7 protein-coding genes and 1 tRNA gene are annotated in these 13,372 nt (G+C 38.5%); all 8 read right to left on the bottom strand.

The window, feature by feature from the left end:
• Positions 1-5: 5 nt before the first annotated feature.
• The 8 genes from PO830_RS03150 to PO830_RS03115 all read right to left on the bottom strand — a co-directional run bounded on the left by PO830_RS03150 (position 6) and on the right by PO830_RS03115 (position 13,259).
• The gene (locus tag PO830_RS03150; RefSeq protein WP_272852091.1) at positions 6-1,202 is read right to left on the bottom strand and encodes an efflux RND transporter periplasmic adaptor subunit; all 1,197 of its coding nucleotides are present in this window, start codon (positions 1,200-1,202) and stop codon (positions 6-8) included.
• A gap of 4 nt (positions 1,203-1,206) precedes the next feature.
• Entirely contained in the window at positions 1,207-5,628 is a 4,422-nt protein-coding gene (locus PO830_RS03145; protein ID WP_272852090.1) for a CusA/CzcA family heavy metal efflux RND transporter, read from the bottom strand.
• 126 nt (positions 5,629-5,754) lie between these two features.
• Entirely contained in the window at positions 5,755-6,180 is a 426-nt protein-coding gene (locus tag PO830_RS03140; RefSeq protein WP_272852089.1) for a DUF6660 family protein, read from the bottom strand.
• On the bottom strand, positions 6,158-6,994 hold the full coding sequence (locus tag PO830_RS03135; RefSeq protein WP_272852088.1) for a DUF932 domain-containing protein: 837 nt from the start codon (positions 6,992-6,994) through the stop codon (positions 6,158-6,160). Before PO830_RS03135 ends, PO830_RS03140 begins: the two co-directional genes overlap by 23 nt.
• 257 nt (positions 6,995-7,251) lie before the next feature.
• Positions 7,252-9,039: a ParB/RepB/Spo0J family partition protein gene (locus tag PO830_RS03130; protein WP_272852087.1), complete on the bottom strand. Its 1,788-nt coding sequence runs from the start codon at positions 9,037-9,039 to the stop codon at positions 7,252-7,254.
• A 393-nt stretch (positions 9,040-9,432) separates the two neighbouring features.
• Positions 9,433-9,514, bottom strand: a tRNA-Leu gene (locus tag PO830_RS03125).
• Between the two features lie 321 nt (positions 9,515-9,835).
• Positions 9,836-12,481 carry a TonB-dependent receptor gene (locus tag PO830_RS03120; RefSeq protein ID WP_272852086.1) on the bottom strand — a complete coding sequence of 882 codons (2,646 nt, stop codon included), beginning with the start codon at positions 12,479-12,481 and terminating at the stop codon, positions 9,836-9,838.
• A 67-nt stretch (positions 12,482-12,548) separates the two neighbouring features.
• Complete coding sequence (locus PO830_RS03115; protein WP_272852085.1) at positions 12,549-13,259, bottom strand: GLPGLI family protein; 711 nt, start codon at positions 13,257-13,259, stop codon at positions 12,549-12,551.
• Between the last annotated feature and the right edge of the window lie 113 nt (positions 13,260-13,372).

Genomic DNA, 13,372 nt, shown 5'->3' with positions numbered 1-13,372 from the left:
ATCTTTTAATGTTCGTGTTCTGTCTCTCCTTTTTTCATTTCTCCCATAAGGTAATAGGCATTATTGAATGCAAAACGCGTGTTGGAATCTGGGGTTTCAAAAAAACGTATGGCAATCCAGTCGCCATCTTTCTCGGCTGTTGTAACCTCTATTGGTGTAAAACTCCACGCATCGCCTTCTCTTTGCGCTGTAAATACATAAGTCTTTCCAGCTTCTGTTACTACTGCACTTTCAGGTAATGCGGTTGTCTGCTGATTGTCAACTTGAATTTTACCTTTAATGTACATTCCTGGAATAAGACCGCCTTCTTTATTCTCAATTTCAGCGTGAACGTGCACTGCTTTGGGATCTTGTTCAAAGGTCTGGCTGACCGAATAAATCACGGCTTCCAGTTCTTTTCTTGGACGCGATTGAATACTGAAACGTACCTTTTGGCCTTTCTTTACTTTGTCCACATCTTTTTCAAAAACCATTAAATCTGCGTGTACGTGATCTGTATCTACTATTTCCATTAAGTTGGTCTGTGGCTCAACATATTGACCAGTTTTTATGAATACCTTTTCTACCACACCTGCGATGGGACTGCGCAATGCCACACGCTGATAGATAGTGCCATTGCGCACGCCACTCGCATTGATGTTGTACTGTCGCAACTGCGCTTCAAGGCCTTTTACCATTGCGGTAGATGACTGATAGTCTGCCGTGGCTTTTTGATAATTCATACCAGATGCCACGCCAGCTTCATAAAGCCTCTTTTGACGTTCATATTCTTGCTTTAAAAAACGACTGTTGCTGTATGCATTTAGGTAATCACTCTGTATCTGTATGATGCTAGGATGCGAGAGGTACGCGACCGCTTGATTTTTTTTGACTTCGTCGCCTTCTATAACTTCAATAGAAGCCACATTTGCTCCAGCAAGCGCGGTAATATTTGCTTCGTTTTGCGGTGGCACTTCAAGCGTACCATTTGCTTCTACATAACCACTCATATTGCGTTGCGCGAGTGTGTCAATTTCCATTTGTAAGGCTTCAAACTGCTGTGCTGTGAGCATCAGTTCTTCAGCTTCGCCTTCTGTATGGCTTTCTTCAGTTTGTGTACTTTCTTTAGTTTCATCTTCGGCAGTTTTTGAGTCGCCACAACTGGTCAATAATAATAATGCTAATAGCATCGCTGTAATAGGTATATATTTTATCGTTTTCATCTTTTTAGTTTTGGAAATATTGTAGTTCAAACAAGGCATCTAAATAATTATCGAGTGCGTCCAGCGCATCCATTTCGGTTTGTATAGCATCACGTATTATTTGCGTGAATGCTGCATAATCCAGCGCACCTTCTTTGTAGGCGAGCAATGCGCCTTTGCGCTGGTCTATGGCAAGTGGCAGAGCTTCGGTTTTATAGAAAAACCAAGTATCTCGCCATCGTGTATAATTTTGCTGTGCTTGTGTATATTGGGATTGCAGCTCGCGTTGTTTGAATGCGGCATTGGTTTCTGCAATCTGTGCATCCAGTTTAGCAGCTTTTGCGCGGCTGCGGTCTGGTCCAGAAAACAGCGGTATGGAAATACCTGCTTGATATGTGTAGAAACCACTATCGCCATTGACACGTTGCAGACCACCTTGCAGATTAAACTGGGGCAGTAAACTTGCCCTTGCTGCATCATAGCTTGCTTGTGCTTCGTCTATACGCTTTCGCAAAAGCGATACCTCGGGATGATCATTCAATGTATCATCAGTCTCTAAAATTGAAATTTCAGTAGCTTCCAATTCATTAGTAACGGTGTACATCGTATCTGGTGTCAACCAAAGATTGAGCTTTTGCAAGGCGATGAAATAGTCTGTTTCTGCCTGCTGAAACTTATTGTTAATTTGTAGTGCTTGATTGCGCGCAGCAGCATATTCCAGTCTTGAAATGGCTTCCACTTCATAATTGAGTTCTACAGATTGTGCAAACTGCCCATAAATGCTGTCCAGTTCTCGGTACAAAACAAACTTCTTCTTTGCCTGAAAAGCTTCTGACCAGGCTTTTTTAACTTCCCGTTCTATTTGAATTTCTGAAAGGTCAAATGCCGTTTGTGCCAACTGAATGCGCTGTTGTTGTAAGCGTTTTTTGGCACCTATTCCCAGTAGATCAATATTCTGTTGACCAATACCTATCAAGGTATAAATGCCCTGACCATCGGCCACTTCTTCGCCACCAGTAAATATCTGCGTACTTCCGAAATCATATGCATTGCCCGTGAGTGCATTCTGTCTATCAATTTCGAGTTGGTTTGCTTTAAGTGCAGGATAATTTTCTTTGGCAATTTCTACAGCTTGTGATAATGTGATGGGCGTGATGCTGTCCTGAACTACAATTTCTTGCAAAGATGTTTGTGATTGTTGCGCTTTCGCGAAAGCGGTACCACCTAACATAAAACCAAGTATCAAAATCGTAGTTAATGCTTTCGAATTAAATGAACCAATCTTATTCTGCTCTTTGCGCTCACGTCTCTTTTCTATAAAGGTATATAGCACGGGAAGCACGACCAACGTGAGCAGCGTGGCTGTAAGCATCCCACCGATAACTACCGTAGCTAGCGGCTGTTGGACTTCTGCACCGGCCGATGTGGAAAATGCCATAGGTAAAAAGCCAAAAATATCTGTGGTGGCCGTGAGCATAATGGGACGAATACGTTCTTTAGTCCCTTGAAATATTCGATCCTTTATACTTATCACACCTTCTTCTTTTAAGGAATTAAATCGGTTTATAAGAACCAGCCCGTTAAGAACCGCGACACCGAATAGTACAATAAATCCTACACCTGCCGAGATACTAAAAGGCATATCTCGCAACCATAAAGCAAACACACCACCGATAGCTGCCAAGGGAATCGCGATGTAAATCATTAGCGATTGTGAAAAGGATTTTAAGGCAAAGTATAATAGTATAAATATCAAGAATAAGGCGATGGGCACCACAATGACCAAACGATCCTTTGCGCTTTGTAGGTTTTCAAACTCTCCACCATAGGTAATATAATATCCTGATGGCAAGTCCAATTCTTCATCTAATTTTTGCTGAATATCTTTTACTACAGATTCCACATCCCTGCCTCGAGCATTTACACCTACGTAGGTTCTTCTATACGTATTGTCACGTGAGATTTGCATAGGTCCAGGGACGTATTCAATTTCGGCTATTTCGATAATGGGTATCTGATTGCCATCCTTAAGATCGATGTACATATTGCGCAGGTCATCAATACTTTTTCTATGACTTTCATCAAATCGTACCACGAGATCAAATCGTTTCTCGCCTTCAAAGATGACACCAGCCGTACCACCTGCAAATGCGGTACTTATGTAATCATTTACTTTTTGAATATCCAGTCCATATTGCGCCATTTTATCACGCTTATATTTTACGGTCATCTGTGGTAATCCAGCAGTTCGTTCTGCACTCACATCACCAGCACCAGGAACGGTCTGTATAATCGCTGCCATTTCCTGTACTTTTTCTGATAACACATCTAAATCTTCGCCATACAGCTTTACCGCAATATCTTCTCTTACACCTTCTAACAGCTCGTTAAATCGCAACTCTACCGGTTGGGTAAAAACTAAATTCACACCTACGAGTTCTTCATCCAATTTGTCTCTAATAGCATCTATCAAACCTTCTTTAGTAGAAGCTGTTGTCCACTCGTCCATATCCTTATTAAGGATGATGTACATATCTGCAATGTCCATAGGCATAGGGTCTGTAGGAATATCTGCAACACCTATACGAGCAGTGACTGTTTTAATTTCAGGGAAATTTTCTAATAGAATGGTTTCTATCTTTTTGGAAACTTCAATGGATTCTGATAGCGAACTTCCTGGTCTAATGAGCGCTTGCATTGCTAAATCACCTTCGTCAAGCTGCGGCACAAATTCTCCTCCCATATTAGAAAAGATTACACCTGCGATAACAAGTAATACGGCAGCAGCTGATAAAACGATAAGCTTTAGTTTAAGTGCTCCCTTTAACAAAGGCATATACGCACTATGAATGGCACCTATGATTTTATCACTTATCTTTTCGAGCCAGCGCTCAAACTTGCCAAACCAGTTTTTGGTATTTTGTACTGGCTTCATAAAGAGTGCAGACATCATAGGCACATACGTAAGACACAGGATGATGGCACCTATCATTGCAAAACCAAAGGTGTATGCCATCGGTTTGAACATTTTACCTTCTACACCTGTAAGGAAAAGTATAGGTGTAAAAACTATAAGGATAATGATCTGCCCGAAAAAAGCAGAACCCATCATCGTGGTTCCGGCATCATAGGCTACTTTATCCATTACGCCTTGATTGAATTTTAGCTTTCCAGACCTAATCCGTTTTTGGATCTCATACACCGTTCCTTCTATAATAATCACGGCACCATCTATAATAATCCCAAAGTCTATAGCTCCCAAGCTCATTAAGTTTGCCCATACATTAAATTGCTTCATTAATATAAAGGCAAAAAGCAAGGACAACGGTATGGTCGTGGCCGTTATGATGCCACCTCTTAAACTACCCAACAATAAAACAAGGGCAAATATCACGATTAGGGCGCCTTCCAGTAAATTGGTTTTAACGGTATCGGTCGTTCTGGCAATTAGCTCACTACGATCAATGATAGGGGCGATAGTGAGACCTTCTGGCAGGGATTTTTCAATTTCTGCCATACGATTCTTAACATTTTGAATAACCGCATTAGGGTTTGAACCTTTTAGCATCATTATTATTCCTCCCACGGCTTCCTTACCGTCTTGCGTAAAAGCACCATAACGTACCTGATTCCCAAAATGGACGCGTGTTGCAACATCTCCAATAGTTACGGGAATGTTGCCCTCGTTAATAATCGAAATATCTTTAATGTCTTCCAAAGAGCGAATAAGACCTTCACCTCTTATGAAATTTGACATTTTATTTTTTTCTATGTAAGCACCGCCTGTATTCACATTGTTCCGAGCGAGAGCCTCATACACTTGTGAAATACTAATACCCAAACTATTCAACTTATCTGGGTTGACAGCGACCTCGTACTGTTTAATACTGCCTCCATAAGAGTTGACCTCTACCACGCCTTCCAGTAATGTGAGTTGTCGTTTGATAACCCAATCTTGCACGGTGCGCAGTTCCATAGGCGAATACTTGTTTTCAAAACCTTCTTCTGGCTTTATAGTGTATTCATAGATTTGACCCAAACCAGTAGAGATGGGTCCCATAGATGGACTTCCAAATTTTTCAGGAATGGATTCGCCCAGTTCGTTTAGTTTTTCCCCTACAAGCTGTCGAGGAAGATAGGTTCCCATATCGTCTTCAAAAACGATAGTAACTACGGAAAGTCCAAAGCGTGAGATAGATCTTATTTCTGTAACGCCTGGTAAATTACCCATAGATAGTTCTACGGGATAGGTTACGAACTGTTCAATATCTTCCGTTCCCAGATTGGGCGATTGCGTGATAACCTGCACCTGATTATTGGTAATATCTGGCACAGACCCAAGATTTACCGTTGCCATTGACCAGATACCGACACCTATAAGAGTCAAGGTAAAAAGACCAATAATAAATTTGTTATTGATTGAAAAATCAATGATTTTATTAATCATAGATAAGGATGTTAATTCAGTTGAAATTCTTGTTGAGCACATTACATAAAAATGCAATGCACTATGTTGACGAACCCAATAGATGGACACGTCAAAACAGGATATAGTTGTCCTATGAAAACTGAATTATGCCCGAGGTGGCTGAAAAAGGGAATGGGGAACATCTTTGCCAAGGTCATCAAAATGGACAAAGAATTCTTGAGGAATAGCAGGCTGTAGCGGCTCAAAAGCAGCAAGTCCAAAATTTATGGTATGAACGTGGCAGCAATGACATTGACAGAAAGGCGAGCATAACTCACAGTCTTGGTCGTGGTCGCCATCAATATCTATTACCGTAACAACTTGGGTATCATCGGCACTATTTGCCGCATCGCTACAAGGCACTACATTGAGTGCCAAGAAATAAAACGATAAAATGATTGCTACAACTTTCACAATACAAAGATAAAAATATTTTGGTGCAACTGTGTTGCAAAATGGTAAGGCAGAAAAAATCCAGTTTGAGGTACTGGACAAACCTATATTAACTTTATGCCATAGCATAGACTTCATCAAACAGCTTTTTATCTAACCGTTCTTGTTGGCCGAAGCTTTTCTTCAAAACGTTATGAAGTACTGAATTGAATGCATTGTAACCCAACCACAGATTTGGTTCTTCATTGAGCAACAAGGCTTCGTAGTTCAAGATTTCGATGACTTCACGAGACTTTTTTGAAGGGTCGCTATTCGTGTCGCTACACTCGTATCTGAACAATTTCGTTCTGTCAAGAATCTCCTTTACGAATTCCTGTGTATCGATGATTTTAAATTCCTTCATCTTATCGAATTTCTTGGTAATGGTATAGAATTCATTGTCCAGAAATTTATCGAATAGATTGTTCAACCTTGGCATAATGAGGTGTGTATTATTCTTGCTATGCTTGATAGAAAACTCGATTTCTGCCAGAGAAACGTGCAGACCATTTGAACACACTTCTCTATAAAACCCGAAGTGTCCAGAGGTCTTTTCACTTCCGTCATAAGAGTTCTTGAACCGAAGCATCGGTAGTATCAAATCCTTATCGTTCTTGACGGTAAACTGGCTTTTGTCGTCGATGATAAAGTCGGTAATGAACGACCTGTCATTTTTGTTGATGGTGCGTTTGTGGAAGTTCAGCTGTGCATCGGTCAGCATTTCTTCAGCTTTCTTGAAGAACAGTTGGTTTGGAATATGGCCATAGCTGTTCGATACCACGTTAACGATTTTGCCATTTGAGATAATGACATTTTCAAGCCCTCGTCGGGATTCCATCTGTGTCAGACTTTTTAAGGATTTCATTTCTGATGGAACAAAGATTTCATCCTGTTGCAAATTTTGTAAATACATAGCTTTTGAATTTAGATTAAACAATATTTGAGCAGTACCCAAACGGAAGATAAAATCTCAGCTCAAAAGGAAACGGAATAAATAGTGAAGGTACGAACGGTTTATGCCGTAGTCTTTTGATGGGTGTATTTTACGAGTTTACCTTTGCGCTAACTATTGATTGATAACCCCTTCCTTATGAACCCAACTTTCAAAACACTATCATAAAAAAGAAAAAGGGCCAGCACGAATGCCGACCCTTCTCCAAACAACAAAAGCTAATCGTTGAGTTCCTGAATTTGCTTTTCAAGAACTGTGATACGCTCTTTCAAACGTGCTTCACGCTTGTCTCGTTTTTCGGCATATTCCTTTTCTATGCCGGCAATCTTGGATTTGTAATATCCTTGCATTGCGCTGTAGAATGAAATGTTTGTCAGATTATTGACGTGATTGCTTTCGCCAAAATGAACTTGTTTCGTGAGCATATACCGTATCAGCTTATGGAAGATTTCCTTTTTGAATTTCTTCTTGAAATTCTCGACCATTTCAACTTTGGTCATCTTTAAAGTGTCGCCCAAGAACTTTGAGAAATACTTTTGTTGGCTCATATAGTCCACATTGTTCTCAAATAGCGATATCGAGAATGCCACCATTTCATCTGTTGAAAGTGTTTTCTTTGTATCAACGTATTTCGTTTCACGAATCATCTGAACCACTTCTTCAAACTGCTTGTTATTCTCAATTTGCTTCTTACGGATTTCCCTTTCGTTAATTTTAACGATTTGTTCTTCAGGCGTACAATCTGCCATTTTTCTGTTCGCCAATGGTGCCGAATATTCCGTAGAATCGTTCTTTGATTTTTCAACAATCTTTACAAAAATTTCCTTGTGCTGGAATGAATCGGGATGGAACACAATACCGTTTTTAAATCCTTCTTCTTTTGCTGAACTGAATTTTTCCAATGCTTCTTTATAATTTTGCATTGCTTCATCCAATTCTGCCTTTAATTCATCTTCAGAATAATCGTAATGTTGATATTCTTTCTGAATAGCTTCGATTGTTGGCTCAATCGGATTCTCTATAATTTCAACATCGTCCAGTAAATAAACTTTCAATCCGTTCTTTACCAATTGGGATATAATGAGCTTATTGTTTTCGTCATCTGCCCAATACTGTCGTATTTCAGGAATTAGAAGGATATTCTCTTTCTTGGATTTTTCAATCAGGTTCAAGAGCGATTTGCTTTTCTTCGTTTCAAAACAGGCTGCTTTCGTACAGACCATCTTTCCTTCGCCGAACAGATTGCCTTGATTTGCGGCATTGAAAGGACATTCAACACAAGACCCAGCTTTTGGGACCAATTTTTTATCGGCTACATCAAAAGATGCTTTTTCCAAATAGTATGTCTGGTCTTTAATCATCCTGTTTATCTGATGTGCATTAAAATCCTCGCCCATCGTTTCCAACATCATCTGTTGCTCTTCCGGTTCAAAAAGTGCCACGCCTACGCCCAAGGAAATGGTCATTTCGCCATTGCGTACAAAATGCTTGAAACCATCAATTAATCCGGCCAGTTTCAAACGCTGTCTGATGAAGTTATCCGTTCTACCCAATCGCTTCGCAATTTCGGTAGGTGAATATTTCTCACTTAGGTAAGCAATCGCATCGGCTTCTTCGGTCGGTTCAACATCCTGTCTTAGCAGGTTTTCGATGATTTGAACTTCCAGAACATCATTGTTCTCATAAGTTCTTACGATACAGGGTACGGTCTTTTTTCCTGCAAGCTTGCTCGCACGATATCGGCGTTCGCCCATCACGATGATATAATGGCCATTTAGTTGCCTTACCGTGATTGGCTGCAACACACCGTGCTTTTCGATACTCTCAGAAAGCTGCTGCAAGGCATCATCATTAAAAGTTTTTCTGGGCTGTTCAAGGTCAGGCTTGATTTTACCCAATGGTAAGTTCTGAATTTGAAGTACTTCGGATTTCTTTCCGTTTACTTCTTTCTTGGCAGTAGATTTCGCTCTACTGCGCTTCATTTTGGTACTCGCTTTTGTTGTCATAATACTCAAATTTTTGATTAAACAATATTTGAGCAGAAACCAAACGGAAGATAAAATCTTGGCTCAAAAGGAAACGGAATAAATGAGTAGGGGAAGAAGCGTTGGCTTTATGCCGTAGTCTTTTGATGGAAGTATTTTACGAGTTTACCTTGCGTGTATATTGTATGATAATAAACCCCTCAAACGAAGAACAGAGGTTGAGATAACCTAAAATTTATTAATCCTCAATACAGAAAATAGGATTTGTTATCAAATGAATGGATATAGTACTAAAGCCAATTCAGTTCTGAAAAAAGGTAAAATGTTGTACCTATGTTGTACCCAAGGTCAAAAATCGTGAAGAAAATCCCATTTTTTAAAATGAAAAAGCCGAAGATTTCTCTTCGGCTTTTGTGCGGATGACAGGAATCGAACCTGCACACCTCGCGGCATCAGATCCTAAGTCTGACGTGTCTACCAGTTCCACCACATCCGCATTTTAAATATTTTAACACTTTTTCTTAGGTTAAATCCTAAGTCTAGCGTGTCTACCAGTTCCACCACAGCCGCTTAGGGTGTGCAAATATAAACAACATTTAGAATTTACACAGTATTACACCCTTAAAAAATAACCTATGAAAAATTATATTATTTTTTACAAGGAGTAAGCGGAGTGGAACTGTGAAGAGTTAAGGACTCTACAGAAAAAAGCATTGTTTAATTCCAATAGTTTCGGTAAATACCTTTTGAAAAATACCAAAAGGAGGTCTCGAAACCTAGGAGATTTGTAATCCGTTTCAAATATGAAAAGTAATTCTTAGTACCTATATCCTAATTTTATCAAAATCACTCTAGGCTGAATAAAAGTTCTTGTGTCACTCACCAAAAACTGAGAAAAGAAGTTTTCCCTTTGAAATCGGGTATCGAAAATATTTGTAACCTCTAACGTAACGCTCCATGGGCTACTTTCTTGATGGTATAACAACGATGCATTCCCAATAGAAAATTGATTAGACTCTTTTTGCTCTCTATTTTGGAAATAGGTAAAACCGTAATCTGCTGTAAGCACAAAATCCTTTAAGAACAAATACTCTAGCTCTATGGATGGAGTAATAATTGTAAATTTATTATTGTCACTTTCACTTTTAAAATTACTAAAACGGTGGAGCCAGTCAATTGTTATAGTGGGACTATTTTTGAATTGAACTGTTCCGCCTAATTGATAGTCGTAATTGAGCGCTGTGAAATCTTGGATATCCTCATTGATAATCCTTGAATAGGCGGCATAATTTCCATCAGAACCTATTTTTAGTCGGTATTTACCTAATAATTTGGTAAAAAGAACACTACTAGAATACAAATTCTCAGGCAAATCTGTATATATAAGGGTACTAATTTGGTCAATATTTTCTATGGCCGTTGCGGATCTGATAGACTGCTCTCTATGGGTATAGTGTAGCGTAGCATTAATAAAATTTCCCTTGAAGGGGCTAAACTTGCTGTAGGTTAATGAAAGTCTATGATATAGTTCATTTTCAAGATTTGAATTACCCACAAAAAGTTGATTAAAATTTTGTAATACAAGCCTATCTGCTAATTCAGACGCGTCACCAAAGGTGGATAATCTATTATATTTCAGTTTTATTTTATAGGCGCTATTCAATTCCCAATCTATTTGCAATTGCGGCAGCAAGGCACCCTTTCCCCGTTTACGAAAATCATTTTGAAATTGCTGAATCTCCCAATCATAGTAATGATAAAACAACCCGGGTTTGAAAACAAACTTACCTGTTTTGGCCTTATACTGCAGCCCAAAATAAGATTCTGTTAATCCAAAATCGAGATCATTGTTGAATCCACTTTCGCGAAAGCTAAGAATCGTTTCATCTACCTCCTGCCCATCAAAGGTTCTATATGCTTGATCGATACGGTTAATGCCAATCTCGGGATAAATATGATGAAAAGGATGCAACACCCAATAGTGTTTCAAATTGCCTTTGAACTCTCTAAACAAATTATCGCGTTGCTGTTGCAAGCGGATTGTTTCACTTAAAGTATCTAGCGGAATAATTGCTGAAAAGATAGGGGTGTTAAAATCCCATCGATTGCTGGCATCACTTTTACGATATTTGTAACTGGCATTGAATGAGGTAGTATGTTCCCTCGAAAATTTTTTATTTGCACTAATTTTCTGTGTGAAATCGAGTGAAACTAGTCTATTATTTTGACTTACAAAAGTACTATCCCCGCTAGTTTGTGAATTAATATTGGTGAGGCTTCGGCCACTACTTGTTTTTAAAAACGCATCATATCGTACATCAAGACTTCTAGTATTTAAATAGTGGAGCGTAGCCTTGTTTAGCGTAAAATTTTTTTCGTTATTTAGATTAGTTGTTCGATTCTCCTTAATTATGTGGTTATTCAAATAGGTCAAATCATTTTCTCTCTGAGCGCTCACATCCCCTATGGATACAATGGAGTAGCCTGAAAAATCAACGTTTTTAGCAATATTCTGATTAAGCGAAACGGCTCCAAATTTATTGCGATTAAAAATAAAGTCACGTTGAGATAAAAATTGAGCAAATTCATCATTAAAAAGCTTAAAATAGGCTTGAGGATCTTCGCCCAGTCTAGAAAAACCACCTTCAAAGTTTATATAATCTTGGGTTGTAAAAGCCTTCTCCCCAACATTATTGATATCGCCTATAGCATTTATACTTGTTTTTGGGCTGTAGTAAAAGAGTGTGGGATGTATTACGTAACGATCTTCTATCCCTACACCAGCTTCCAGTTCTCCAAAGACAAACTTTTTCTTCCCTTCCTTGAGTTTTATATTTAAAGCAAGCTCCTCACTATCGCTCAGACCTTTTAAAAAAGTAATTTCGTTATAATTATCTAGTGCCTCAATCTCATCTACAACATCTGCTGGAATATTGTTTACACCCATTTTTTCATCTCCAGTGAAAAATTCATTACCCTCTACTAGTAATTTAGTCACATCTTTACCATTTACAGTTACATTGCCCTCTCGGTCTACTTCCAGACCAGGAAGTTTTTTAAGAATGTCTCTTAGTTTTCGCTCTTCCCCCGTAAGAAATTTTTCTGGCCGATAGGTAATAGTATCTTCCCGCACTTTAACTGGTATACGCTCTGTTAGGATGATTTCTTCTAATGTTATACCATTGGGGATCAAAACTATATTTTTTGATGTATCTTCTTGTAGTGATATACTATCTTTAAAAGATTCGTAACCCAGATAACTTACTTCAACCGAATAGCGCACACCCTTTATAAGCTCTAAGCGATAAACGCCCTCAATACTAGAAATGGAGAATTTTATTTGACCGTCCTCGGAAGAAGGAATAGCAAGTATGTTTGCATTGTGAAGGGGTTGTTTGAGAGTGTCTAAAATGATACCTTCCAAGCGTACTTCTTGTGCTTGTAGTGTAAAAAATCCTGTCATAGACAGGATTATAATAATTTTAATTTTATAATACGAAATCAAAATTTGATGCGAACTATTTCTTTATTTATCCTTTTGAATTAGAAAAATTTTTCTCTGATTGGCTAAGAATACTCTTAAATTCCTCTAAGCTTAGAACTTCTTTATCTGGAACTTGAATCTTTTTTATTTCATCCGTTTCAGAAAAATTTATTGCAGTATAAACAATGTTATTTACATTCAATTCTAAAATTAACCCTGGGAGGCCCATATGCCCCACAGGGCCATAGGGGTATGGTAAGCTTGGCGCATAGTATGCCACCGCCTTCCTTTCATTTCCTTGGATATCTCTATAGGTGCATAGAGCCTTCAAACAATTAAATCCTTTTATTTTTTTACCTCCTTCATTTATTAATTGCCAAGGATAACTCGGCTTATATTTAATCACTAGTGGCGAAATCAGTATTTCTGTAACCCGCAGAAGACTGTCATTCGAAGTATAAAATAAATCATTACTATTAAGGGTATAGGTTGTTGCTAAGTCTACAGAAGTATCATCTCCTATTGGGAGCATCGCTATTGTTTCAAATTTTGTTTTTCGGCCAGAAATGGTGAGTTTACTTTCATAATCCTCCACTCTCTTAGACATTAAATACAAAAGATTTTTTACATCACTATTTTGTGTTTCTATGGACTCAGGAACTTGTAATTTAATATCATAAGTAACAACAATGTTTTGGCATTGTAATTTACAGGCCAGAAACATTGTTGCTATGCAAATTAAATAATATCTCATCATCTACTGTTGATTCTGTTGACATGCATTTGTACATCCAACAACCCACGTTCCAAATTGGATAGCAGTCCAACCATACATATCTCTAAATATTTGACCAGTAGCGTTACATGTCT

This window comes from Altibacter sp. HG106, assembly GCF_028561755.1.
Lineage (GTDB): Bacteria > Bacteroidota > Bacteroidia > Flavobacteriales > Flavobacteriaceae > DFVG01.
The sequence above is the reverse complement of the archived record's forward strand: the minus strand, read 5'-3'. Positions and strand labels throughout refer to the sequence as shown.